Origin of the sequence: Streptomyces coerulescens, from assembly GCF_042657965.1 — a bacterium.
Classification (GTDB): domain Bacteria; phylum Actinomycetota; class Actinomycetes; order Streptomycetales; family Streptomycetaceae; genus Streptomyces; species Streptomyces coerulescens.
Window position 1 is genome coordinate 304,174 of the sequence record NZ_JBHSKM010000019.1, and the last position, 26,599, is coordinate 330,772.

The 26,599-nt window shown below is 71.2% G+C and carries 15 protein-coding genes; 3 read left to right on the top strand and 12 right to left on the bottom strand.

Annotation, left to right across the window (positions count from 1 at the left end):
* Positions 1–36: 36 nt before the first annotated feature.
* Both hemW and ACFPQ9_RS24500 read right to left on the bottom strand, forming a co-directional pair.
* Positions 37–1,269: a radical SAM family heme chaperone HemW gene (gene hemW, locus ACFPQ9_RS24495; RefSeq protein ID WP_380857052.1), complete on the bottom strand. Its 1,233-nt coding sequence runs from the start codon at positions 1,267–1,269 to the stop codon at positions 37–39.
* 42 nt (positions 1,270–1,311) lie between these two features.
* A complete protein-coding gene (locus tag ACFPQ9_RS24500; protein ID WP_380857055.1) occupies positions 1,312–3,285 on the bottom strand; it encodes a SpoIIE family protein phosphatase in 1,974 nt (657 codons plus the stop codon).
* Positions 3,286–3,387: 102 nt separating this feature from the next.
* Here ACFPQ9_RS24500 and ACFPQ9_RS24505 point away from each other — a divergent pair, with 102 nt between their 5' ends.
* Complete coding sequence (locus ACFPQ9_RS24505) at positions 3,388–7,593, top strand: HAMP domain-containing protein (protein WP_380857058.1); 4,206 nt, start codon at positions 3,388–3,390, stop codon at positions 7,591–7,593.
* 12 nt (positions 7,594–7,605) lie between these two features.
* A complete protein-coding gene (locus ACFPQ9_RS24510; RefSeq protein ID WP_380857061.1) occupies positions 7,606–8,238 on the top strand; it encodes a response regulator in 633 nt (210 codons plus the stop codon).
* Here ACFPQ9_RS24510 and ACFPQ9_RS24515 read toward each other — a convergent pair.
* The 3 genes from ACFPQ9_RS24515 to lepA form a co-directional block, all read right to left on the bottom strand.
* Positions 8,213–13,768, bottom strand: a complete 5,556-nt coding sequence (locus tag ACFPQ9_RS24515; protein ID WP_380857064.1) for an AAA domain-containing protein — start codon at positions 13,766–13,768, stop codon at positions 8,213–8,215. The two genes, ACFPQ9_RS24510 and ACFPQ9_RS24515, sit on opposite strands and share 26 nt — an antisense overlap.
* Positions 13,769–13,894: 126 nt before the next feature.
* Positions 13,895–15,769 carry an AMP-dependent synthetase/ligase gene (locus ACFPQ9_RS24520; protein WP_380857067.1) on the bottom strand — a complete coding sequence of 625 codons (1,875 nt, stop codon included), beginning with the start codon at positions 15,767–15,769 and terminating at the stop codon, positions 13,895–13,897.
* 250 nt (positions 15,770–16,019) lie between these two features.
* Positions 16,020–17,888, bottom strand: a complete 1,869-nt coding sequence (gene lepA, locus ACFPQ9_RS24525) for a translation elongation factor 4 (RefSeq protein ID WP_380857070.1) — start codon at positions 17,886–17,888, stop codon at positions 16,020–16,022.
* Between the two features lie 234 nt (positions 17,889–18,122).
* On the opposite strand from lepA, the gene rpsT reads away from it, so the two are divergent.
* Entirely contained in the window at positions 18,123–18,389 is a 267-nt protein-coding gene (gene rpsT, locus ACFPQ9_RS24530; protein ID WP_380857073.1) for a 30S ribosomal protein S20, read from the top strand.
* A gap of 211 nt (positions 18,390–18,600) precedes the next feature.
* Here rpsT and ACFPQ9_RS24535 read toward each other — a convergent pair whose 3' ends face one another.
* The 7 genes from ACFPQ9_RS24535 to ACFPQ9_RS24565 all read right to left on the bottom strand — a co-directional run bounded on the left by ACFPQ9_RS24535 (position 18,601) and on the right by ACFPQ9_RS24565 (position 26,489).
* Entirely contained in the window at positions 18,601–18,999 is a 399-nt protein-coding gene (locus ACFPQ9_RS24535) for a nuclear transport factor 2 family protein (RefSeq protein WP_380857076.1), read from the bottom strand.
* 65 nt (positions 19,000–19,064) lie between these two features.
* A complete protein-coding gene (gene holA / locus ACFPQ9_RS24540) occupies positions 19,065–20,054 on the bottom strand; it encodes a DNA polymerase III subunit delta (protein ID WP_380857079.1) in 990 nt (329 codons plus the stop codon).
* Positions 20,055–20,123: 69 nt separating this feature from the next.
* On the bottom strand, positions 20,124–20,369 hold the full coding sequence (locus ACFPQ9_RS24545; protein WP_107907336.1) for a hypothetical protein: 246 nt from the start codon (positions 20,367–20,369) through the stop codon (positions 20,124–20,126).
* A 40-nt stretch (positions 20,370–20,409) separates the two neighbouring features.
* A complete protein-coding gene (locus ACFPQ9_RS24550; protein ID WP_380857082.1) occupies positions 20,410–21,291 on the bottom strand; it encodes a YceI family protein in 882 nt (293 codons plus the stop codon).
* Between the two features lie 179 nt (positions 21,292–21,470).
* A complete protein-coding gene (locus ACFPQ9_RS24555) occupies positions 21,471–22,310 on the bottom strand; it encodes an arylamine N-acetyltransferase family protein (RefSeq protein WP_380857085.1) in 840 nt (279 codons plus the stop codon).
* A complete protein-coding gene (locus ACFPQ9_RS24560) occupies positions 22,291–25,230 on the bottom strand; it encodes a ComEC/Rec2 family competence protein (RefSeq protein WP_380857088.1) in 2,940 nt (979 codons plus the stop codon). Before ACFPQ9_RS24560 ends, ACFPQ9_RS24555 begins: the two co-directional genes overlap by 20 nt.
* Positions 25,227–26,489, bottom strand: a complete 1,263-nt coding sequence (locus ACFPQ9_RS24565; RefSeq protein ID WP_380857091.1) for a ComEA family DNA-binding protein — start codon at positions 26,487–26,489, stop codon at positions 25,227–25,229. The genes ACFPQ9_RS24560 and ACFPQ9_RS24565 overlap by 4 nt, the downstream gene beginning before the upstream one ends.
* Between the last annotated feature and the right edge of the window lie 110 nt (positions 26,490–26,599).

Consider the following 26,599-nt stretch of genomic DNA (forward strand, 5'->3'; position numbering starts at 1 on the left):
GACCGGCCCGCGGCGCCGTTTCACTCACCCGAGTGATCAGTCCACCAAGTCCCTGACCACCGCGTCCGCCAGCAACCGCCCTCGCAGCGTCAGCACCGCCCGCCCTTCGTCATACGGCCCCTGCTCCAGCAGCCCTTCCGTCAACGCCCGCTGAGCAGCCGCGCGGCCGGCCTCCCGCAGCAGCCCCAGCGGGACCCCCTCCCGCAACCGCAGCTCCAGCAGGATCCGCTCGACCCGCCGGTCCTCCTCCGCCAGCAGCTCGCGCCCCGCCCCCGGCGACCGCCCCGCCGCCAGCGCACCCGCGTACGCGCCGGGATGCTTCACGTTCCACCAGCGCACCCCGCCGACGTGCGAGTGGGCTCCGGGCCCCGCACCCCACCAGTCGGCGCCCCGCCAGTACAGCTCGTTGTGCAGACAGCGTCCCGCTTCCGAGGTCGCCCAGTTCGAGACCTCGTACCACTCGAAGCCCGCCCCCGACAGCACCGACTCCGCGATCAGGTACCGGTCCGCGTGGACGTCGTCGTCCGTCATCGGGACCTCGCCCCGGCGGATCCGGCGGGCCAGCTGGGTGCCCTCCTCGACGATCAGGGCGTACGCCGAGACATGGTCGGGACCGGCGCCGATCGCGGCCTCCAGCGAGGCCCGCCAGTCGTCGTCCGACTCCCCCGGCGTGCCGTAGATCAGGTCCAGGTTCACATGCTCGAAGCCGGCCGCCCGTGCCTCCGCCACGCACGCCTCCGGCCGGCCCGGCGTATGCGTCCGGTCCAGCACGCGCAGCACATGCTGCTTCGCGCTCTGCATGCCGAAGGAGATCCGGTTGAAGCCGCCCTCGCGGAGGGTGGCCAGATAGGCCGGGTCCACCGACTCCGGGTTGGCCTCCGTGGTGATCTCCGCGTCGGGCGCCAGCCCGAACTCGTCGCGGATCGCCCCCAGCATCCGTACGAGATCACCGGCGGCGAGCAGGGTGGGCGTACCGCCGCCGACGAAGACCGTGCGGACCTCGCGCGGATCGTCGCCGAGGACCTTGCGGGCCAGGCGGATCTCGTCGACGAGGGTCTCGGCGTAGTTGTCGCGGGACGCCAGGACTCCGCCCGTGCCGCGCAGCTCGGTCGCGGTGTAGGTGTTGAAGTCGCAGTAGCCGCAGCGGGTCGCGCAGTACGGGACGTGCAGATAGAAGCCGAGGGGACGGTCGGCGGACCCGGCGAGGGCGGACGCGGGGAGCGTGCCGTCGTCGGGGACGGGCTCGCCGTCGGGAAGTGCGGAGGGCATGGGTTCCATTGTCCAGCACGCGCGCGTGAGCCGCGGAAACCCCTACTCGGCCTGGAGCACCAGCAGCGCCAGGTCGTCCTCGGGCGGGCGGCCGCCGAACTCGTGCACAAGGCGGCGGATCCGTTCCGCGATCAGCTGGGCGTTCAGGCCCGCGCACCCGGCGAGCGCGGTCGCGAGGCCGTCGCCGTCGTCGAACTGGCGGGAGCCGCTGCGCCGCTCCGTCACCCCGTCGGTCACGCACAGCAGGGTGTCGCCGGAGCGCAGCTCGAAGGTCTCGCTGGTGTACGTCGCGTCCTCGACGACCCCGAGGAGGGTCTGTGGCTGTGCCGCGGTGTGGACCTCGCCGTCCGCGCCGAGAAGGAGGGGCAGCGGGTGGCCCGCGGAGGCGAGGGTGCAGCGGATGCCGCCGTCGAAGGGGGTGAGCTCGCCGTAGAGGAGGGACAGGAAGCGGGTCTGCGGGCCGTCGCCGGGCGCGGCCGGGCCGACGAGGGCGCGGGCGGCGGCGTCGGCGGCCTCCGTGGCGTCGTCGAGAAGGAGCTGGTTGAGGCGGTCCAGGACGTCGGAGACGCGGTAGCCCTCCCGGGCCAGGAGCCGCAGCCAGGGCCGTGCGATGCCGATCACCACGGCCGCCTCGGGGCCCTTGCCCTGGACGTCGCCGATGGCGAAGCACCAGCGGCCGTCGCGGGCCGGGAAGAGGTCGTAGAAGTCGCCGCTCGGACCGCCCTTGTCGCACGGCTCGTACACCAGCGCGCTGGCCACACCCGGGATCTCCGCCACGGCACCGGGCAGCAGTCCGCGCTGCAGGACCCGGCTGATGGTGGCCTGCCGGGCGTACTGGCGGGCCGCGCCGATGGCGAGGGCGACCCGGCGGCTGAGGTCCTCCACCAGACCCGTGACCTCGTCGGGGAAGCGCACGAGGTCGGCCCGCCCGATGACCAGCGTGCCCAGCGGATGGCCGCCGGCGATCAGCCGGTACGCCAGCGCGGTGCCGTGCGCCTGGCGCCGGTCGAGCGCGTCGCCGGGCCAGGGATAGGGGACGGGTCCGGTGCGGTGGTTGTCGGGCGGCAGCGGCGGCTCCTTCTCCAGGGCGCGGCGCAGTTCCTCGATGAGGTTCTCGGAGGAGTGCCAGACCCGGGCGAGCCGGGGCCCGGTGCCGGCGATGCCGTCCACGGCCCAGCCGCCGCCGCTGTCCGCGTCGCCTGAGCGGGCGTATCCCCAGCGCCCGGCGACCTCGTCCTCCAGCCAGACCGCGCACCAGTCCGCCAGCCGGGGCACGATCAGCTGGCCGGCGAGCGCGGCGACGAGGTTCTCGTCGAGCTGTCCGGCGAGCAGGTCGGAGGCCTCGGCGAGGAAGGACAGGGCGCCCCGGTTGAGCCACTCCCGGTCCCGTTCCGCGCGATGGGGGTACCCCCGCTCGAGCGGATTCGAGAGCGGGGGAGGCTCGGGGGCGAGGATCTCGGCGACCCGCAGCCCTCGCTCCAGCGCGCGCTCCTCGGCGTACGCCTCGATGTCGTCCTTGGCGGCCACGGGGTCCTCGGCGGGCAGCCGCGCCCACACGGTCTTGGCGCCGGTGCGATAGGTGACGCCCCAGGACTCCGCGAGCCGGGACACCAGCCGCAGCCCGCGCCCGTACTCCGGTGTCTCGTACGGCGCCTCCGGCTCGCCGTTGCGCGGGGCGCGCGAGGGGTGGTGGTCCAGGACCTCGACGAGCAGGGCGCCGTCCTCCTCGAGGCGGCAGCTGAGCTCGACCTCGGTGCCGGCGTGCACGACGGCGTTGGTGACGAGTTCGCTGACGGCCACCACGGCGTCGTCGAGGAGCCGCTCGCCGATGTGCTCGGTGCCGGGGAGTCCGGAGGCGGCCCAGTCGGTGAGGGCGGCGCGCACGAGGGTGCGGGCGGAGCCCGGGGAGAGCGGGCTGCCGGGGAGGACGGTGCGGGCCTGCGCGCCCCCGTTCTCGGGCGCAGGCGCATCACAGGCACGGGTGACGGTCTCCCGTTGCACCGGAATGGCCCCCATGTACAGCTCCCCGAGCGGTTCGGACGAATACGCCTCAGTCGACGCCGACAGAGTGACAGACTGGCCACGCCCATAAGCACCGAGTTACCGAAGTGGGCCGCCATGAGTGAGAACAGTGCTACGCGTGTGCTCGAAGAAGGACAGAAAGACGGTCAAATTCGAGCATCGGATCTGCGCCCGCTGCTCGCCGCGATGACCGCGGCCCGGGACGGGGACTTCCGCCGGCTCCCGGAGACCGATGAGGGCGTGGTGGCCGAGCTGACGGCGGTCTTCAACCAGATCATGGACCGCAGTACGCACTTCAACGCGGAAGTGCAGCGCGTCAAACGGGAGTTGATCCGGCACGGCAGGCTCGACGAGCGGCTTTCGGCCAGCCCGGGTCAGGGCGACTGGACGACCCGCGTCAACGACGTCAACCATCTGCTGGACGCTCTGGTGGCCCCGGCGGCGAACGCGACGCGGGTCCTGGACGCGGTGGCCGGCGGCGATCTCACCCAGCGCGTCGATCTGCACGACGGCACCCGTCAGTTACGCGGCGACCTGCGCCGGCTGGGCCGGGCCGTGAACAAGATGGTCGACCAGCTCTCCCTGTTCACCGGCGAGGTCACCCGCGTGGCCCGCGAGGTCGGCACCGAGGGCCGGCTCGGCGGACGGGCCAAGGTGACTGGTCTGTCAGGCAGTTGGCGGGACGTGACCGAGGCCGTCAATGCGATGGCGTCCCGGCTGACGGCCCAGGTGCGCGACATCGCGGCGGTGACGACGGCCGTGGCCCGCGGTGACCTGACCCGTACGGTCACCGTCGAGGCGACCGGTGAGCTGCTCGAACTGAAGCTGACCGTGAACACGATGGTGGACCAGCTCTCCGCCTTCGCCGACGAGGTGACGAGGGTCGCCCGAGAGGTGGGTACCGAGGGGCAGTTGGGCGGCCGGGCCCAGGTGCGGGGCGTCTCGGGTGTCTGGAAAGACCTCACCGACAACGTCAACTTCATGGCGTCGAACCTGACCTCGCAGGTCCGCAACATCGCCCAGGTGACCACCGCCGTGGCCAACGGCGACCTGTCGCAGAAGATCACGGTGGACGCCCAGGGCGAGATCCTCGAACTGAAGTCGACCATCAACACGATGGTGGACCAGCTCTCCGCCTTCGCCGACGAGGTCACCCGCGTCGCCCGCGAGGTCGGCACCGAGGGAAACCTCGGCGGCCGGGCCCAGGTGCGGGGCGTCTCGGGGGTGTGGAAAGACCTCACCGACAACGTCAACTTCATGGCGGACAACCTCACTTCGCAGGTCCGCAACATCGCGCTCGTGTCCACGGCCGTGGCGCAGGGCGACCTCGGCAAGAAGATCACGGTCGAGGCGAAGGGCGAGATCCTCGAACTGAAGTCGACCATCAACACGATGGTGGACCAGCTCTCCGCCTTCGCCGACGAGGTCACCCGCGTCGCCCGCGAGGTCGGCACCGAGGGAAACCTCGGCGGGCAGGCCCAGGTGCGGGGCGTCTCGGGTGTCTGGAAAGACCTCACCGACAACGTCAACTTCATGGCCCTGAACCTGACTTCGCAGGTCCGCAACATCGCCCAGGTGACCACCGCCGTGGCCAACGGCGACCTGTCGAAGAAGATCACCGTCGACGCACGCGGCGAGATCCTGGAGCTGAAGGACACCGTCAACACGATGGTGCAGCAGCTGCGCGCCTTCGCCGACGAGGTCACCCGCGTGGCCCGCGAGGTCGGCACCGACGGCCGGCTCGGCGGCCGGGCGCAGGTGCTGGGTGTCTCCGGCGTGTGGCGGGACCTGACCGACAACGTCAACTACATGGCCGACAACCTCACCTCCCAGGTGCGGAACATCGCCCAGGTCGCCACCGCCGTGGCCCAGGGCGACCTCTCCAAGAAGATCGACGTGGACGCGCGCGGCGAGATCCTGGAGCTCAAGACCACCATCAACACGATGGTCGACACCCTGTCCTCCTTCTCGTCCGAGGTCACCCGCGTGGCCCGCGAGGTCGGCTCCGAGGGCCAGCTCGGCGGCCAGGCCCGGGTCGAGGGCGTGTACGGCACCTGGAAGCGGCTGACGACCAACGTCAACGAACTCGCCCTCAACCTGACCACCCAGGTCCGCGCGATCGCCGAGGTCGCCTCCGCCGTGGCGCAGGGCGACATGTCCCGCTCGATCACCGTCGAGGCGCGCGGCGAGGTGGCCGAGCTGAAGGACAACATCAACCTGATGGTGGCCAACCTGCGCGAGACGACCCGCGCCAAGGACTGGCTGGAATCCAACCTCGCCCGGCTCGCCGCCCTGATGCAGGGCCACCGGGACCTGATGGAGGTCGCCGACCTGCTGCTGCGCGAGCTGACGCCGCTGGTGAACGCCCAGTACGGCGCGTTCTTCCTGGCCGACCCGGACGAGGAGAGCGCGGCGTTGCGGACCACCGTGCCGACGAAGGGGCTCGCGTTCATCGCCGGGTACGGCTCGGCCCAGGGCACGACCATCGAGACCGGAGGGCTCCCGGTGCACGGGCTGGTCCGGCAGGCGGCCCGCGAGAAGAAGCGGATCCTCGTCGAGGAGGCCCCGCCGGACTACATCAAGATCAACAGCGGCCTCGGTGAGGCGGCCCCGACCAGCGTCGTCATCATCCCGATCCTCTTCGAGGACAAGCTCCTCGGAGTGATCGAGCTGGCGTCCTTCTCCCGCTTCTCCGACGTCCACCTCGCCTTCTTCGACCAGTTCGTGAACACCATCGCCGTCGCGATCAACACGATCATCGCCAACTCCCGTACGGAGTCCCTGCTCGGTGAGTCCCAGCGCCTGGCCATGCAGCTCCAGGAGCGCTCCGACGAACTGCAGATGCAGCAGGCGGAGTTGCAGCGCTCGAACGCGGAGCTGGAGGAGAAGGCGGCACTGCTGGCCACCAGCTCGCAGTACAAGTCGGAGTTCCTGGCGAACATGTCGCACGAGCTGCGCACCCCGCTGAACTCCCTGCTGATCCTGGCCCGACTGCTCTCCGACAACCCGGACGGCCATCTCTCCGACCAGGAGGTCCAGTTCGCGACGACGATCCACCGCTCGGGCTCGGACCTGCTCCAGCTGATCAACGACATCCTGGACCTGTCGAAGATCGAGGCGGGCCGGATGGACGTACGCCCGAAGAAGCTGCCGCTGATCAAACTCCTCGACTACGTCCACGCCACGTTCCGCCCGCTCACCCTGGACCGCGGGCTCTCCTTCGAGGTGTCGGTCGGCGAGGACGTGCCGCGGGAGATGTACTCCGACGAGCAGCGCCTCCAGCAGATCCTGCGCAACCTCCTGTCCAACGCGATCAAGTTCACCGCGACGGGCCGGGTCGAGCTGCGGGTGGGCCGGCTGAAGGACCCCGAGCGCCAATGGGGGTCCCCCCGCTCGAGCGAAGTCGAGAGTGGGGGAGTCCGTGAGAGCGACGAGGTGATCGCCTTCGCGGTCTCCGACACCGGCATCGGGATCGCGGCGGAGAAACTCCCGGTGATCTTCGAGGCGTTCCAGCAGGCCGACGGCACCACCAACCGCAAGTACGGCGGCACGGGGCTCGGCCTGTCCATCAGCCGCGAGATCGCGGGCCTGCTGGGCGGCCGTATCGTCGCCGAGAGTGAACCGGGCAAGGGTTCGACCTTCACGCTGTACGTCCCGGTCGTCAGCCCCGGTCACGCGGCGACGGGGCCGGTGCCCGAGGACCGGCCGCTGCCGGTGCCGGAGCAGCTGTCGACCGAGCCGTACGCGGCCGCCCACGACGCCGACGACTCATGGCCGACGCCGACCAAGCTGGAGGCGTGGCAGACGGGCCGGGCGGGCCAGGTGCTGCCGGGCCGGCGGGTGCTGATCGTGGACGACGACATCCGCAACGTCTTCGCGCTGACCCATGTGCTGGGCCGGGTCGGCATGCCGGTGCTGTACGCGGAGAACGGCCGCGAGGGCATCGAGACTCTGGAGCGCACACCGGACGTCGAACTCGTCCTGATGGACATCATGATGCCGGAGATGGACGGATATGAGACGATCTCCGCCATCCGCCGCACCCCGCGCTGGGCGCATCTGCCCATCGTCGCGCTGACCGCGAAGGCCATGCCGGGAGACCGGGAGAAGTCCATCGCGCGGGGCGCCAACGACTACGTACCGAAACCGGTGGACGTGGATCAGCTCCTCACCGTCGTCTGCGACCTCCTGGACCCCGAGGCCGCGCGGCCGGAGGGCCGTTCCGCGATCCCGGAGCACACCGCAGAACCGGGACCGGACACTTCCGAAGGGGAAGAGGTCCCGCCGACCATCACCGAATGAGGCCACTTCACCATGAGCGCTGAGGCAACGACCGACGAGCGTGCGGGAATCCTTCTGGTCGACGACATGGAGGACAACCTGATCGCGCTGGAGGCCGTCCTGGGGTCCCTCAACGAGCCGCTCGTCCGCGCGCGTTCGGGCGAGGAGGCCATGAAGGCGCTGCTGCGGCAGCGCTTCGCCCTGGTCCTGCTCGACGTCCGGATGCCGGGCATGGACGGTTTCGAGACCGCCACGAACATCAAACGGCTCGACCAGACCAAGGACGTCCCGATCATCTTCCTGACCGGCGCGGAGGACGAGCCCGGCTATGCCTTCCGCGGCTATGCCACCGGCGCCGCCGACTATCTGACCAAGCCGTTCGACCCCTGGGTGCTGCGCGCGAAGGTCAGCGTCTTCCTGGACCTGCATCGCAAGAACCAGCAGTTGGAACGCCTGGTGTCCCAGGAAGCGGCGCACTGCGGCCAGGTGCATTCGCAACTGGACGAGGTGGATGGCCTGTTGGCCGCCGACTCACCGGACGTGCCGGAGGCACGGCGACGCATAGGCCAGCTGCGGCAGCTCGTGGAGGCCATACGGCGGGGGGCGGCGGCAGGTGTGGCGGAACCGCACCTGCCGCCACTCAGTCCTCGACGTAACGGACGATGACGCTCATTCTGGTGCCCCGCTCCGTGAGCCAGCTGACCTCGTCGCCGACCTCCCGCCACATCAGGGCCTTGCCGAGTGCCGAGTCGGGGCTGAGCCGCTCGGCCTCGTCGCCGGCGAGCATCGCGATTTCATAGGTCGTGACGCCGGGTTCGTCCGGGTCCTCGACTCCGACGAGGCATCCGGGCACGACCATGGCCCCGCCCGTCAGGGACGGATCGGGAATCACCTGATCGAGCAGTGCCCGCAGGAAGCTCCGCCGCTCCTGGAGGGCCGCCCGTCGCTTGTCGTGGTCGGCGAGCTGCGCCATGCGGGAGGACGAGTCGACGGCCACGATCTCGGGCAGGGGCAGGTCGAGAGCGTCCTGGACACGTTGCAGCTCACGCTGCACCCGTCGGTGGGCGGCGATGCCGAGCCGGTCCACGCGCACACGTCCGGCCGGCTCCACGGTTCGGGTCGGCTGGCGCGGGACGGCCGGAAGCGTCGTCTTCACCGCGGTCCGCTCCGTCGTCTTCCTGTGCACCCGCAGCAACTCGGTCGTACGGCCGTCGGGGGCCCCGGCGGAGCCGGGTGCGTGGTAACGGGCCACTCCCACCTGTCCGGCGTCCCCGAACACCGGTGCGTCGGCGTGGGCGATCGCGGCGCGGATCATCGCCTGCACCTCGGCATGGGCGACCCGCACGACGATCTGTCCCGCCCGCAGGATGTCCACGGCGTCGGCACCCGGAAAGCCCTGGGCACCCACCCCGCCATGGAACCGCGCCACGCCCGCCACGGTCCGGCCCATGCTGAACGCGTGCTGGGCCGCGTTGACCTCATCACGGTGCAGATTCGCCACGGAGACGAAGCCCGGCTGCGGGCTTGCCTCAGGGGTGACGGGTTCCGCGTCACGCGTCGGTGCGGGCGCTGGTTCCTCGGTGACTTCGGCTGCGGCCGCGGCTTCTGCCTCAGACGCAGACTCGGCCTCGGTTTCACCTTCTGCTTCTGTTCCTGCTTCTGCCTCTGCCTCTGCCTCTGCAAACCGGCGACGCGACAGTTGCGACCCCGTCTCGATGCCGAGCCGTTCGAGTTCCGACCACAGCGGCTCCAGCGCCCGTTCCGGGTCGAGGAAGAAGCGGCTGCCGCGGATACGGACGAACGTCCAGCCGACCCGCTCCAGTTCGCGCTGGCGCGCCGCGTCCGCGTCCGCGTTCTCCTCCGTGTGGAAGGCGTCGCCGTCGCACTCCACGGCCAGCCGTTTGGTGCCGCCCTCGACGACGAGGTCGATCCGGTACCGTCCGGCCGGGTACTGCGGGCGTACGTGGTAGCCCCGGCCCCGCAGCGCCAGGTAGACACGCTGCTCGAAGAGGCTGTCGAAAGCCTCGTGGGGAACGTCCGGCCGCACCTCGCCGAGGCTCAGCCCGTCCTGTTCCTCGGCCGGGCGGGAGAACCAGTCCAGGTAGGCGCGCCGCAGGTCGGTCTCGCCGAGTTCGGTGAGTGCCGCGCTGTGGAAGAGCCACACCTGATCGCGGGCGCGCGATGCCGCCACGTTGATGTGCTGTCGGTACAGGGCGCTGCTGTAGGAACCGATCCGACGCGGCCCGTCGGGGCCGGTGAGGGACACGACGAGGCTGATGAAGACGACGTCGCGTTCGTCGCCCTGGAACTCCTCCGCGTTGCCCACGCGCAGGCGCCGCCGCTGTCGCTCGTCGAGCGGGATCCGGTCGGCCAGGAGGTCCTCGATGAGGAACTTCTGGCCGGCGCCGAGCAGGGTGATCACACCCATGGTGCGTCCCTTGTAGGCGGGATCGGCGATGCGGCGGGCGATCTCGTCCACCAGGCGTTCGGCCTCGGGCCGGTTGATCTGCTTCTGGCCGGTGCCTTCGACATAGCCGTCGGCCACATGGACCGAGCGCAGGGGCGGCAGCCGATCGGCGCCGTACTGCCGCAGCGGCTGGAGCCGGCCGCCGTAGCAGAGCGTGTTGGAGAAGCCGATGATCTCCGGCATGCACCGGAAGTGCTCCTGGAGCATCAGCCGGCCGCGGCCGCCGGCGAGACCGGACGCGATGTCGAAGAGGCTCGCGGTCGGGGTGAACAGATTGCGCCGGGCGGCGGGCAGCTCGCCGAGCAGCCTCCGCTGAAGTGCGAACTGTTCGTCGTGGTCGACGCCCACCTGTGCGGGGCTGACCTGCTGGTCGTCCCCGACGACGATCACTTTCGCGCCGAGCCAGGCGAGCAGCAGCGCCTCGGGGCCTGACTGGCTGGCCTCGTCGATGATCACGACGTCGAAGCGCCCGGCACGGTCCATCGGCACGGTCTCGGTCACCTGGTGCAGCGGCATGATCCAGGCGGGCACGGCCTCCTGGCTGGCCTGGAGGCTCTCGCGGGCCTGCCGTCGGTAGGTGGCCGCGTACTTGCCGGTGCCCTTGCCCAGTTTGCGGACGTTCTGCTGGTAGGAGGTGAGCGCTACGGCCTGGTCGTCCGTGAGCCGGGACAGGCAGCTGAACCAGGCTTTGTCGGCCGCCAGCCGCTCCAGGCTGATCCGGATCTCCCCGTCCGCCTCGGCGAGCAGCCGCAGTTGACGATTGCCGGCCTCCGGGTCGGTCAGCTCCGTCATCCGGGTGTGCCAGGCCGACCACGCCCAGGCGGACTCGAAGCGGGCGAGCCGGGCGTCCCAGGCGGAGTCCTCCGGAGTCGACTCCAACGTGTCGGCGATGTCGGGGAGTTCGGCCGAGACGAGCCGGTAGGCGTCGTCGCATGCCTTCTTGCGTGCGAGGGACTCCCGCAGGTCGTCCAGTTCGCCCAGCGCGTCGGCGTACGCGGCCGGGTCACGGGTCTCTGCCGCGGCGCGGGCCCGTTCGACGGCGACCGAGGCGCCGCGTCGGTGCGCGGCGGCACGCAGCACGCCCAGCGCGTCGTCGAGCAGAGCGCGCGCGGGATCGGCGGCGCGGCGTGCGGCTCGGGCCCGCAGAACCCCGCGGACGGTGTCCGCCGCGGTGCCGTCACCCCAGTCGACTCCCGCGAGGCCTGGGGCGCCGGCGGCCGCCCGGACGACCTCCCGGCGCAGATCGGCGAGTTCCGTCAGGAGTGTGAGCGTGGCGATGTCCTGGCGCAGACGGGCGATGCGCCGTGCGGTGGCCTGCCAGGCGTCGGCGCCCTCGCCCCACTCCTGTTCGACGTCCTGGAGGTGTCGCTCCAGGGTGACCCGATGCAGTACGGCGGTCGCGGCGGCCTCCGTCTCCACGCCGCGTCCGTCGACGCGCACCGTCTCGGGGAAGTCGCCGACCGCCTTGCGCAGCCTGGTCTTCAGCCCCAGCGCCCCGCGCAGCTTCTCACCGGATGCAAGCCCGTCGCGCAGGGTGCCGGCCAGGCCGAGAGCCGTCGGCACGTCGTACGTCTCCAGGCCGCTGACCAGCGTCGCACCCAGGGACCCGGCCGCCTGTTCGATCGCGGTCAAGGCGGCCGTGGTGCGCTCGTGGCGGCTGCGCACCGCGACGTCCTGACCGGCGAGCACCTCACGGCAGGCCTCGGCCGCCCAGGCCTCCGGTGTCGCGGCGGCCGACGACACGGCGGCCGTGAAGCGGTCCAGTGCGGCGGCCAGTCGGTCCTGTTGCGCGCCGGTCAGGGAGGACACGGCGTCGTCGAGGCGTGCGACGGAGCCGTCCGCCCGAAGGCCGGTGAGAGCTGCCTCCGCGACCCGGAGCGTCTCGACCGCGTCGGCGAACTCGGGCGCCGTGGGCAGACGTCCGGATTCCGGAAGCGCGGCACTGACGGTGGCCGCGAGGGCACGATGACGGTCGGTGAACTCGAGAGCGGCGCGACGCAGCCCGGTCAGCGCGGCCGCGTCGAGAGTGGGGGTGTCGGCGGGGACGCGGCCGATCCAGCCGAGCCGCGGGCGTTCCTCCGCCAGCCGTTGGGCGATCTGGGCCAAGGTGCCCTGGTAGTCGCCGATCTCGACAGGGTGCCGGTAGGTCTCCTGCTCCCGCAGCGCACGCAGGGTCTTCAGGGCGAGCGCCTGGGCGGATCTGGCGGACCTGAGCCGCTCCTCGTGGTCCTGGATCCGCCGCCGGTAGGTACGCGCGGAGAACTCGCCCTGGCGGTCGAGGATGGCCTTGACCGACTGTTCCAGTTCCTGCTGTCCGGCGCCGTCGTCGGTACGGCTGACGCACAGCTCGCGGACGCCGGAGGGGAGTTTGTCCTTCAGCACCTTCAGGGCGCGGGCCGTGTGGCTGGTGATCAGCACGCGGTTGCCGTGCGCGAGAAGGTCGGTGACCAGGTTGGCGATGGTGTGCGTCTTGCCGGTCCCGGGCGGTCCCTGGACCACCACGAGATCCCGGTCGCGCAACCGCTCGGCGATGGTGCGCTGCTCGTCGTTGGACGGCAGTGCGAAGTACAGCTCGGGCGACTGGGCCACGCGTTCGCCCCCGCCCGGTTCACCCAGTGGCCGGTCGCCGCCCGCACCGGCGATGAGGCGCAGCAGGGCCGTGGGCTCGGCTCCCTGCTCGATGCTCAGGGCGACGCCGCGCAGGGCTTCCAGCATGCTGCGCCGGGTGCGCTCGCGGAGCAGCAGCACCGGTGCGAAGCCGACGACGGGCACGGCGGGGTCTCCCGTCGCGCGGTGCCGGGTCGGCGAGGGGTCGTAGCGGCCCGCCTCGTGCGCGGCGATGGTCCAGGTGTTCAGTGCCCGGTGCAGTTGCTCGGCGAGGGCCGGGTCGGTGGTGTCGCCGGCGGCCTCCAGCTCTTGGCGCACCCGCTCCCGGATGTCGGCGCGTGCCTTCTGGGCCGCGTCGAGCATGGATTCCTCGAGTACGGGGCTGCCGTGCTCCGGATCCGGTCCGACGGTGATGGCACCGGTGTCGGGGTCTATGGAGATGACGGCCCGGCAGGTGACGAGGTGCCGTCGTACCGCCTCACCTTGCGCCGACCAGGTCAGATGGCCGAATCCGACGACGAGCTCGAAGCTCTCGCCGAGTTCGGAGGCGTCCACGCACAGGCGGTAGAGGCGGTCGTAGGCGCGTACGACGGGCTTCGTGACGCGGTCCCGGCTCGCCCAGCCGTTCCACAGCCGTGACCAGGCCCGGTGCTGGTCGCGCACCAGGTCCCGCTGCGGGAAGTCGTCGAGGGCGACGGTGATGTGGCCGCTGCGCGAACTGCCGCCGGAGGACACCTCGTCGGCCGGGAGGTCGGCCTGCTCCCGCGGCGCCGGTGCGGTCTCCCGTGCCGAGTCGCGCACCTCCCGGCCGTCCAGCCAGTGCGCGAGCGGGGTGGGCGGGACGGGCGGTTCGTGCCGCGTGGGACGGTCGGCACGCAGCCACAACGGCGCGTCGCCGGGCACGACTTCGCGCAGGAAGGAGCCGAACTGCGCGGGGAGGTCCGCGAACCACAGCTGGTGCCTGGCGTCGTCATGGGTCCGCACCGGCTTGGCGCGGCTCTCGCCGACCTCGGCGAGATAGCGGAAGACGTGGCGGACGACATCGTCGGGCGTCGCGGCGGATACGGGCACGAGCACCTCGCTGAACTGATTGAGCAGGAAGTATGAAGAGATCGTGTGCATCTTATGTGGCGCCTCTGACACTCACGGCTCTTCAGCTCATTTCGGCACTCACACCCCCACCGCAGACATACGGCGGCCCCGGAAGGCCAACTGCCTTCCGGGGCCGCCCGATCGTCCCGTCCGGGGCTACGCCTCCCGGGTACCGGCGTACATCTCCTCGATCAGATCCTTGTACTCCCGCTCCACCACGGGCCGCTTGAGCTTCAGGCTCGGTGTGATCTCACCGTGCTCGACGTCGAGATCACGGGGCAGCAGCCGGAACTTCTTGATGGTCTGCCACTTCTGCAGACCCTCGTTGAGCTGCTTGACGTATCCCTCGACCATCGCCACGGTCGCCGGCGCGGCCACGACGTCGGCGTACGGCTTGCCGCCGAGCCCGTTCTCCTCGGCCCATCCGAGGATCGCGACCTCGTCCAGCGCGATCAGCGCCGTGCAGAAGTTCCGGTCGGCGCCGTGCACCAGGATGTTGGAGACGTACGGGCACACCGCCTTGAACTGGCCCTCGACCTCGGCGGGCGCGATGTACTTGCCGCCGGACGTCTTGATGAGGTCCTTCTTGCGGTCGGTGATACGGAGGTAGCCGTCGGGCGACAGCTCGCCGATGTCGCCGGTGTGGAACCAGCCGTCGGCCTCCAGCACCTCGGCGGTCTTGTCCGGCAGGCCGTGGTAGCCCTCCATGATGCCGGGGCCGCGCAGCAGGATCTCGCCGTCGTCGGCGATCCGGACCTCGGTGCCGGGCAGCGGCTTGCCGACCGTGCCGGTGCGGTAGGCCTCGCCCGGGTTCACGAAGGACGCGGCGGAGGACTCGGTGAGGCCGTAGCCCTCCAGGATGTGGATGCCGGCGCCGGCGAAGAAGTAGCCGATCTCCGGGGCGAGCGCGGCCGACCCCGAGACACAGGCGCGCAGGTTGCCGCCGAAGGCCTCGCGGATCTTGGCGTACACGAGCGTGTCGGCGACCTTGTGCTTGGCGGCGAGGCCGAACGGCGCGGAGTGGGTGCCGGTGCGCCGGAAGTTGTCCTGGGTGACCTTGGCGTACTCGCGGGCGACCTGGGCGGCCCACTGGAAGATCTTGTACTTGGCACCGCCGCCCGCGCGGGCCTTGGCTGCGACCCCGTTGTAGACCTTCTCGAAGATGCGCGGGACGGCAGCCATGTACGTCGGCTGCACGACCGGCAGATTCTCGATGATCTTGTCGACGCGGCCGTCGACGGCGGTGACGTGGCCGACCTCGATCTGCCCGGAGGTGAGCACCTTGCCGAAGACGTGCGCGAGCGGCAGCCACAGGTACTGCACGTCCTCCGCGCCGACCAGGCCGGTCGCGGCGATCGCCTTCGCCATGTACGACCAGTTGTCGTGCGGCAGCCGCACGCCCTTGGGGCGGCCGGTGGTGCCGGAGGTGTAGATGAGGGTGGCGAGCTGGTCCTTGGTGATGGCGCCGACCCGCTGCTTGATCAGCTCGGGGTCCTTCTCCAGCCGGGCGGCGCCGCGGGCCTCCAGCTCGGCCAGGCTGAGCACCCAGTCGCCGGTCTCGACACCGGTCGCGTCGATGACGACGACATGGGTGAGGTTCGGCAGCTCGGCGCGCTTCTCCTGCGCCTTGGCCACCTGGGCGGCGTCCTCGGCGATCAGCACCCGGCTCTCGGAGTCGGAGAGGATGAACGCCGACTCCTCGGCGTTGGTCTGCGGATAGACGGTGGTCGTCGCGGCACCGGCGCACATGATGCCGAGGTCGGCCAGTATCCACTCGATCCGGGTCGAGGAGGCGAGGGCGACGCGCTGCTCGGGATGGACACCCAGCTCGATGAGCCCTGCGGCGATGGCGTAGACCCGCTCGGCGGCCTCTCCCCAGCTCACCGACTTCCAGTCGTCGGGGCCCTCCCCCGAAGCCGCCGGCACCGGATAGCGGTACGCCTCGGCGTCCGGCGTGGCGGCCACGCGCTCCAGGAAGAGGGTCGCCACGCTCGGCGGACGGTTCTCGATCAGTGTCTGTGTGTCGCTCACGACATCCTCCGGGGGCCCGCGACGATGCGGCTGGCTCAGTGCGGCTGGTTCCTACGCGCGAGACGTTGTTTAACTCGCGAGTAACTATCGAGCAGGGATCAGGTTAAAGGTCGACAGGCCACTGCGTAAGGGCCCGCGCCCTGTCACTTCCTCCAGAGGGTCACCTGGCGCAGACAAAGGGGCCCGCCGCGCTTTCGCACGACGGACCCCTGTTGCGGCGATTTGCCGGGCCACCAGGTATTACCTGCGGTTACTTCTTGCCCTTGCCCGACCCCGCGCTGTCATCACTGCTGAGCACGGCGATGAAGGCCTCCTGCGGAACCTCCACGGAACCCACCATCTTCATGCGCTTCTTGCCTTCCTTCTGCTTCTCCAGCAGCTTGCGCTTACGCGAGATGTCACCGCCGTAGCACTTGGCGAGGACGTCCTTGCGGATGGCGCGGATGGTCTCGCGGGCGATCACCCGGGAGCCGATGGCGGCCTGGACCGGCACCTCGAAGGCCTGCCGCGGGATGAGCTCCTTGAGCTTGGCGACGAGCCGGACGCCGTACGCGTAGGCCTGGTCCTTGTGGGTGATCGCCGAGAAGGCGTCCACCTTGTCGCCGTGCAGCAGGATGTCGACCTTGACCAGGCTGGAGGTCTGCTCGCCGGTGGGCTCGTAGTCCAGCGACGCGTAACCGCGCGTCTTGGACTTCAGCTGGTCGAAGAAGTCGAAGACGATCTCCGCGAGCGGGAGCGTGTAACGGATCTCGACCCGGTCCTCGGAGAGGTAGTCCATGCCGAGCAGGGTGCCGCGCCGGGTCTGGCACAGCTCCATGATCGAGCCGATGAACTCGGTGGGCGCGAGGATCGTGGCGCGCACGACCGGCTCGTACACCTCGTTGATCTTGCCCTCGGGGAACTCGCTCGGGTTGGTGACGGTGTGCTCGCTGCCGTCCTCCATCACGACCCGGTAGACCACGTTGGGAGCGGTGGCGATGAGGTCGAGGCCGAACTCGCGCTCCAGCCGCTCACGGATCACATCGAGGTGCAGCAGGCCGAGGAAGCCGACGCGGAAGCCGAAGCCGAGGGCGGCGGAGGTCTCCGGCTCATAGACCAGCGCGGCGTCGTTGAGCTGGAGCTTGTCCAGCGCCTCGCGCAGCTCGGGGTAGTCGGAGCCGTCCAGCGGATACAGCCCGGAGAAGACCATGGGCTTGGGGTCCTTGTACCCGCCCAGCGCCTCCGTGGCCCCCTTCTGCTGGCTGGTGACGGTGTCACCGACCTTGGACTGGCGGACATCCTTCACACCGGTGATCAGGTAGCCCACCTCACCGACGCCGAGGCCGTCGGCCGGCAGCATCTCGGGCGAGTTCGTGCCGATCTCCAGCAGCTCGTGCGTGGCGCCCGTGGACATCATCTTGATGCGCTCGCGCTTGTTGAGCTGGCCGTCGATGACACGGACGTACGTCACGACACCGCGGTAGGAGTCGTAGACCGAGTCGAAGATCATCGCGCGGGCGGGGGCGTCCTTGACGCCGACCGGGGCGGGGACCTCGGCCACGACCTTGTCGAGCAGGGCGTCGACACCCAGGCCCGTCTTGGCGGAGACCCTGAGCACATCGCTCGGGTCGCAGCCGACCAGGTTGGCGAGCTCCTCGGCGAACTTCTCGGGCTGCGCGGCCGGCAGGTCGATCTTGTTCAGTACGGGGATGATCGTGAGGTCGTTCTCCATCGCCAGGTAGAGGTTGGCGAGGGTCTGGGCCTCGATGCCCTGGGCGGCGTCGACGAGGAGGATGGTCCCCTCGCAGGCGGCCAGCGACCGCGAGACCTCGTAGGTGAAGTCGACGTGCCCCGGGGTGTCGATCATGTTGAGGATGTGCGTGTTGCCGGGTTCGTGGGTGGGAGCCCACGGCAGCCGCACCGCCTGGGACTTGATCGTGATGCCGCGCTCGCGCTCGATGTCCATCCGGTCGAGGTACTGAGCACGCATCTGCCGCTGCTCGACCACACCGGTCAGCTGGAGCATCCGGTCGGCGAGCGTGGACTTGCCGTGGTCGATGTGCGCGATGATGCAGAAATTGCGGATCAGAGCCGGGTCGGTACGGCTCGGCTCGGGCACATTGTTAGGGGTCGCGGGCACGCAGGGTCCTGTCTCTTGAGGCGCCTTATGCCTCGGGTCGGATCGATACGTAGGTTCCATGGTCCCATGGGCGGCGACGGGGGACCGTTTTGGGCCGTCGGCCGGGCCGCTGGTAGTCTGGGTGGCTGTGTCTCATGCCCTCTCAGCGCGAGGCACACCCCGAAGAAATCACCCGGTGCGGATTCCGTGCGGCTCCCGTGCGGTCCCGTGCCAGAACCTGAAAAGGCTCAATCAGTGGCGAACATCAAGTCCCAGATCAAGCGGATCAAGACCAACGAGAAGGCTCGGCTGCGCAACAAGGCCGTCAAGTCCTCCCTGAAGACCGCGATCCGCAAGGCCCGTGAGGCCGCTGCCGCGGGTGACCTCGAGAAGGCCACCGAGTACCAGCGCGCTGCCGCGCGTCAGCTCGACAAGGCCGTCTCCAAGGGTGTCATCCACAAGAACCAGGCCGCCAACAAGAAGTCGGCGCTTGCTTCGAAGGTCGCTTCCCTCAAGGGCTGAACCCCTTATCTGGTCTGATCGGATCCGGCTTCCCGGATCCAGCCGCCGGTAGGACCCAGAGCGGGCCCTCTCTCATCCGCTCCCGACCGGCACCCCGGATTCGCACGCGGCCTGCGTTCGCCACGCGGGTGCGGATCCAGCAGCTCGAATCGAAGGCCCCGGCGCCTCGCCCTTCCCCAGGGCGGCCGCCGGGGCCTTCGGCATGACCGCATCAGGACCAGAAGTCGTTGCCCTTCTCGATGTCCGCCACGCACTCGTCGAGATCGGTGATCTTGTCTCCGACGATCCGGAAGACGATGCCGCCCATCTCGTCGATGTGCTTGCCGCCCCGGTCGGCGGAGAAGTGGTGCACGGACATGGCGTGCCCGCGGCCGTCGACGAAGATATTGCGCAGTTCGACCTTGAACGTCCCGCCCGTCTCCGAGAAGAGCCGGCCGTAGTACCCCTCGAAGATCGAGTCGACCCCTTTGAAGTCTCCCGAGAGCGGATGGGAGCCGGGTACATGGTGCGTGCAGTCCCCGGTCATCAGGCCCCGCAGGGTGTCCATGTCTCCGCGTTGGAATGCCTCGTAGCCCTTGCGGACGAGAGCCGCGTGCGGGTGTTCAGCCATGGTGCTCGCCACCTTTCCCAGTCCGGCGACAGACGGCTGATACGCACGATTCTCCTCTTCCGCCGCTAGCCGCGCCCTCTGGACCGAGCGGCCCGCGCGATGGTCACGACCGCCTTCTCCAGCGCGTACTCGGGGTCGTCCCCGCCGCCCTTCACTCCGGCGTCGGCCTCGGCGACCGCCCGCAGCGCGACGGCGACTCCGTCGGGTGTCCATCCGCGCATCTGCTGGCGGACCCGGTCGATCTTCCAGGGCGGCATGCCCAGCTCGCGCGCGAGATCGGCGGGGCGGCTGCCGCGCGCGGAGGACAGCTTGCCGATGGCCCGGACGCCCTGGGCGAGCGCACTGGTGATCAGGACGGGGGCCACGCCGGTGGCCAGCGACCACCGCAGCGCCTCCAGCGCCTCGGCCGCCCGGCCCTCGACGGCCCGATCGGCGACGGTGAAGCTCGACGCCTCCGCACGGCCGGTGTAGTACCGCCCGACGACCGCCTCGTCGATGGTGCCCTCGACATCGGCGACCAGCTGGCTCACCGCGGACGCCAGCTCCCGCAGATCGCTCCCGATGGCGTCGACCAGCGCCTGGCAGGCCTCGGGCGTCGCCGAGCGGCCGGTCGCCCGGAACTCGCTCCTGACGAACGCCAGCCGGTCGGCCGGCTTGGTCATCTTCGGGCACGCCACCTCCCGCGCCCCGGCCTTGCGGGCGGCGTCGAGCAGCTTCTTGCCCTTGACCCCGCCGGCGTGCACCAGCACCAGCGTGATCTCCTCGGCGGGCGAGGCGAGATATGCCGTCACGTCCTTGACCGTGTCGGCCGACAGGTCCTGCGCACCGCGCACGACCACGACCTTGCGCTCCGCGAACAGCGAGGGGCTGGTCAACTCGGCCAGCGTGCCCGGCTGCAACTGGTCGTGGGTCAGCTCCCGCACATCCGTGTCCGCGTCGGCGGCGCGGGCGGCGACCACCACCTCCCGCACGGCACGGTCGAGCAACAGCTCCTCCTGACCCACGGCGAGGGTCACGGGGGCCAGCAGGTCGTCATTCGCACTCTTCTTGGCCATCGCGACAAGGATGGCACGGGCCACTGACAACCCCGGCCGGCGCCGGACACCCGGCGGGCCACGGCACGGTCACGGCTCTTCCCGCCAGCCGTCCCACTCCCCCGCGAACTCGTCCAGCGCCCCCGGATCGAGCCGCCCGCCCTCGTCGCGCAGCACGACGAGCCACTGCGCGTCCTCGGCATCGTCCTCACCGGCCAGGGCGTCCCGCACCAGGCGCGGCTCCTCGTCGATCCCGAACCGCTCCCCGAGTGCCTCCGCGGCCTCCTGCGCCGCGTCACGGTCGGGCAGCACCAGCACATGTCTCACATCGCTCACGGAGCCATTCTCGGGCACCCGGCGCGAGGCGGTTCCCGGGTCAGCCCTTGCGCACCAGCTGCACGTCCAGCTGGATCCGGATGCTCGCCCCCACCACCGCGATCCCCCGCGCCAGCACCGTCTGCCAGCTCACCCTGAAGTCGTCGCGATCAAGTTCGGTCGTGGCCCGGCACATCGCCCGCACCTCGCCCTCCATGCCGTTGCCGAGCCCGAGGTACTCCGTGTCGAGCACGACCGTCCGCGTCACCCCGTGCAGCGACAGCGCCCCCGTCACGGCCCACCGGGTCCCGCCCTTGTGCACGAACCGCTCGCTGTAGAACTCCAGCGTCGGAAAGGCCGCCACGTCCAGGAAGTCCGCCGAGCGCAGATGGTCGTCCCGCATCCGCACACCCGTGTCGATGGACGCCGCGTCGATGACCACATGCATCGCCGACCGCTCGACGGGGTCGGCGATCCGCACCGCCCCCGCGAACGCGTTGAACCGGCCATGGACCCGGGCCGGCCCGATGTGCCGCGCGGTGAACCCGATCGAGGTGTGCCCCGGCTCGATCTCCCAGTCACCCGGCGCCGGCAGCTCCGGCGGCTGGGCGACGTGGAGGGTCATGTCGCCGAGCGAGGCCAGCGTGTTCTCCTCGACCGTCACGGTCGTCCGGTACGGCGTGTACCCCTCGGCCGACACCGCGAGCCGGTACTCACCCGCCGGCACCGTCGTCACGAACGACCCGAAGGGATCCATCCCACCGCTCACCACGGTCCGCCCCCTGGAGTCGCCGAGCACGAACTCCGCGTGCCGGACCGGCTCGTTGACCGGATCGAGCACCCGGCAGCTCAGCACCCCCGCGCTCGGCGGAGTCTCCAGCGCCGCCAGAGGGCTCGTCCGCTGTTCCTGGTCCGTTCGGCTTCCGCGCCGGCGACCGATCATCCTCGACACCCCCTGCACGACCCGACCTCACGTGTTACCGAAGGGGCATTCGACCACCGTCGAGTTTTTCGGGGCAACACGGGATCACATCGTGGGAAACCGGCACTTGTGCTGGTTCTACCCGGTAGTAGCACCAGTGGGGCATCGGGCCTGACCCGGACCCATGGTCCCCCTCCCCGTCAGCCGCCCTGGTCGGGCTTGCTCACCGTCGGCACCCGCTCCAACTCGATCCCGAACCGCTCCCGGTAGACCCTCAGCACCTCCTCGTCCGTCCCCAACTCCCGCTCCTCACGTGTCCCGTCCGCCGTCGTCGTCTTGAACGTGCGGCCGCTCAGCGTGATCCGTCCCCCTTCCTCCGTCACCCGCGAACACACCAGCGACTGCGTGAAGTGCGACAGCGGCGACGTGCTGTGCCACCACGCCCCGGCCACGAAGTCCCCGAGCACCCGCGCCCGCCGCTCCAGCCGGTACTGCGGTCTGCCGTCCATCACGACGTCCAGGTCCGCCGCCTCCGCCGAGTCGTGCCCGCCGCGCACTCCGGCCGCGTCCGGCCCTGCCTCCACGACCCGGAACACCCCCGCCGGATCCACCTGCTCACCCCGCGCCTCGAACGCCAGCGGATAGTGGCTGTGCGCCCCGAAGCCGACGTCCGCCAGCCACGCGCCCCCGTCCACCGTGCCCACCTTCAGCGCCATGTGGTCGTAGGGGATCCCGAGCCGCTCCTCCTTGCCGTGGACGCGCGCCGCGAGCAGCGTCACATCGAAGCCCAGCGCGCCGAGCAACGCCCCGAACGACCCGTTCAGTTCGTAACAGAACCCGCCCCGCCGCCCGCCCACCACCTTGTCCAGCAGCCGCTTCTCCTCCAGCACGATCTCTTCGCCGAGGTGGATCGACAGGTTCTCGAAAGGCACGGTCTGCAGGTGGCGCAGTTGCAGCTCACGCAGTACGTCCACGGTGGGCCACGCCGGGTGTTCGACTCCCAGGCGCCGGAGATAGGCATCAACCTCTACGGAATCCATGACCCAAGTCTCCCGCCACCATGAGCTCCGCGCCCGCACCCGCGACCGCCAGCGCCCCGTCCTGGTCCGTCCGCAGCACGAGCGCGCCCTGCGCCCGCAGCGCCGCGACCGTGCCGGGGGCCGGGTGGCCGTACGGGTTCTCCGCCCCGGCGGAAATCAGCGCCAGCCTCGGCGCGGCCCGGCGTATCAGCTCCGGGTCCTGGTACGCCGAGCCGTGGTGGGCGACCTTCAGCACGTCCACCGCGCCCAGCAGCGGCCCCGCAGATGATCTCAACAGCGCCCGCTGTGCCGGGGGTTCCAGATCGCCCAGCAACAGGAACCGCAGCCCGGCCGACCGGGCCAGCAGGGTGACGCTGGAGTCGTTCGGACCGTCCGGGGCGCCGGGGGCCAGGGCTGGGTGCGGCGGCCACAGCACCCGCCAGCTCAGGGCTCCGGTCCGCCGCTCCTCCCCGGCGGCGGCCCGCGTCACGGGAATCCGCCGGGCAGCCGCCTGCCGGCGCACGAACTCCGCCTGGTCCACCGGCTCTTCGTGCCCCGTCGTCTCGATCGCGCCCACCGTCCGCCCGCGCAGCACACCGGGCAGCCCCGCCACATGGTCGGCATGGAAGTGGGTCAGCACGACGAGCGGGATCTTCGTGATGCCGAGCGTGCGCAGGCACCGGTCGACCGGCGTCGGATCGGGGCCGGCATCCACCACCACCCCCGTCCCCTCGCCCGCCGCGAGCACCGTCGCGTCGCCCTGCCCCACATCACACATCGCGAACCGCCACCCCGGCGGCGGCCACCCCGTGACGACCCTGGTCAACGGCGGCGGCTGCACCACCGCCAGCAGGAGCAACGCCGCGCAGACACCGCACCACCAGGGGTGCCGCAACAGCCGGCGCCCCGCGAGCACCACGACCACCGTGACAAGGGCGAGCAGCGCCGCCCCGGTCCAGCTGCCGGGCCAGTCCACACCCGCGCCGGGCAGTGCGGCACCGGTCCGGGCCACGTCCGCCAGCCACCCTGCGGGCCAACTCGCACACCACGCCAGCGCCTTGGCCACCGGCATCGCGAACGGTGCCGTCGCCAGCGCCGCGAAGCCCAGCACCGTGGCCGGCGCGATCGCGAACTCCGCCAGCAGATTGCACGGCACCGCCACCAGACTGACCCGGGCCGAGAGCACCGCCACGACCGGCGCGCACAGGGCCTGTGCGGCAGCCGCGGCCGCCAGCGCCTCCGCAAGCCGTGGCGGCACCCGGCGCCTGCGCAGCGCCGCGCTCCAGCGGGGCGCGAGAGTGAGCAGGGCGCCCGTCGCCAGGACGGAGAGCAGGAAGCCGTAGCTGCGGGCCAGCCACGGGTCGTACAGCACCAGCAGCAGTACGGCCGTCGCCAGCGCCGGGATCAGCGATCTGCGGCGCCCGGTGGCCAGGGCGAGCAGCGCCACGGCCCCGCAGGCCGCCGCCCGCAGCACGCTCGGGTCCGGGCGGCACACCACGACGAACGCGAGCGTGAGGGCGCCGCCGAACAGCGCGGTCGTGCGCAGTGAGATGCCGAGACGGGGTGCGAGCCCCCGGCGCTCGACCCGTTGGGCGAGACCGGGCGGGCCGATGAGCAGGGCCAGGATGATCGTGAGGTTGCTGCCGGAGACGGCGAGCGTGTGGGCGAGGTCGGTCTCCTTGAACGCCTCGTCCAACTCCGGCGTGATCCGCGAGGTGTCCCCCACGACCAGGCCCGGCAGCAACGCCCGCGCATCCGCCGGCAACCCGTCGGTCGCCTCCCGCAGCCCACCCCGCAACCGCCCCGCCAGCCGCTGCACCGCCGACGGCTCCCCCACGACCTCCGGCCCGGCCGACCCCCGCACCCGCAACACGGCCGCGATCCGATCCCCGTCCGCGACGGCAGGAGCGAGCCGGGCGGTCACACGCAGGCGAGTGGAGGGGAGGAGGGATAGCCAGGGGGAGGGGTGGGTCTTGGAGGAGAGGCGGGTCTTGGCGGGATGGGGCGTGGGGGACGGGTGGGCCGCGGAGGAGAGGTGGGTTGTGGGGGACGGGTGGGCCGTGGAGGACGGGTGGGTTGCGGAGGAGAGGTGGGCCGTGGAGGAGAGGTGGGCCGTGGAGGAGGGTTGCCTCCGGCCCGCGTCGACGATCAGCAGCACCGGCGTCCGCGTCTCCTCCGCCGTGCCGTCCGGCCGCTCGACGCGGCGTACGTCCGCGTTGACCAGAACGGCGGTCGGCGCCATGTGGTTCCCCTGCACCTTGGGTCGGGTCAGCCGGGGGTCGGCAGTGATCTCGACCTCGGCGGTCACCGTGGCGTACTCCCGTGCCAGGCCCGGCACCGGTCCACGCCGCAGATCGGCTCCGTGCAGCGCGGCGGAGACGGCGGCGGCTGCGACGCAGAGCAGTAGGGCGGCGGCCGAGGCTCGGGGCCAGGTCGAGCGTGGGAGTACGCCACGGTGACCGCTGGTCCCGCACTGCCGCACCGGCACCCAGCCACTCTGTCCACCGGCCCCATCCCGCCGCACCGGCACCCGGCCGCCCTGCCCTCCCGTCCCACCCCGCCGCACGGGCACCCAGCCACTCTGTCCACCGGCCCCATCCCGCCGCACCGGCACCCGGCCGCCCTGCCCTCCCGTCCCACCCCGCCGCATCAGCAGCAGCACGCCTGCCGCGAGCAGGCAGACCACCGCCGCACCGGCCACCCAATCCGGCGGCGCGTCCAGCGTCAGCGCCGCCGTCGCCCAGGCGGCGAGCGCCGGTGGGACCAGGCGCAGGTCCGCCGGGCCTTCCTGACGGGGGTGCGCTGCGCCGAGCCGTCGTCCGGATCTGGCGTGAACCGCGGCTCGGGCGGGCGCGAGGTCGGGCGCAAGGTCAGTCGTGAGGTCGGGCGCGAGGGCGGGCGCGAGGGCGGGCGCGAGGCTGTCGTGGTCGTTCTGCCTCATGGCCGTACGAGATTCCGTAGATCGGCGAAACGGCGATCGCCGATGCCATTGACCTCACGCAGCTCGTCCACCGAGCGGAAGCCTCCGCGCTGGGTGCGGTAGTCGATGATGTGCTGGGCCAGCACCGGACCGACGCCCGGGAGGGTGTCCAACTGGTCCACGGTCGCGGTGTTGAGGGGGATCGGCGCGGCGGGTGCGGCACCGGGGGCCGCCGCGCCGCCCCCGCCCGTGCTCGTGCCCGCCCCAGGCATCGGGGCCACCGGAGCGCCGACGATCACCTGCTCGCCGTCCACCAGGAACCGGGCCCGGTTGAGGGTGTCGGTGTTCGTGCCGGGGCGCACTCCGCCTGCCGCCCGCAGAGCGTCGGCGACGCGCGAGCCCGCCGGGAGACGATGGATCCCCGGCTCGCGCACCTTGCCGCTGACGTCCACCACGATCTCGGGCGCCGCGGTACTCACGGCACCGGGAGCGCCGGCGGCCGAGGCACCAGCCGTCGAGGTACCGGTGCCCGATGCAGCCGACCCGGGCTCAGAGCTCTGCGCCCCTCCTGGTTCCCCTCCCCCGTACGGTGCCGCCGCCCGCACCACCTCGGGGGCCCGCACGGATTGCGCCCGCCCGGCCCATAAGTGCTGCACCGCGAAGCCGGCGGCGAGAACGAGCACCACGGTGAGTGCGACCACGTTCCGCCGCTCCAGCCCACACCGCGCCTGCAGCCAAACCGGCATCCGCTCCCGCAACGCCAGTCCGGCCCGCACCCGCCACTCCCCGGGTCCGGAGCCCACGGAGTCCACAGAGCCCACGACCGAGCCTGCGTCACCAGCTCCGACACGGCCGACGGCATCGCCAGCCCCATCGCCACCCCCCTCGATGTAGCCATCGCTGCCGCGCTCAATGCCGCCGCCGGCACCGGAACCCACACCGGCTGCACCGGCGCCACCAACGCCACCGTCAGAAGCAGCCCCGGACCCATCCCCGCGACCCACCCCAGCGACCCCACCCGCACACGCCAGGTCCGGATCACTTCCCGCACCCGCACCGCGCCCCGGCGGCCCCGCCCCCGACTCCCGCGACTCCCCCCACTCCCCGACCCGTTCGGCGAAAATCACCTCCGCCCTGCGTCGCAGCTCCTCCGCCGACTCATGACGCAGACGCGCCCTGCCCGCGACGCGCATGCCTCGCCGGTGGCGGCTGCGCCCGTCGGAGTGCGGGCCGCGCCCCGGGCCGCTGGTCGGCGTGACAGTGCGGGCTCGCGTGGACATCGCATTGCCCGGACGCGTGACGCTGCGTGAACGTGTACGTGATCGAAGTGCCATGCGACGAGGATCGGACACCTCGCCCCACCCGCGATGATCTTGCTCAATTCCCGGGG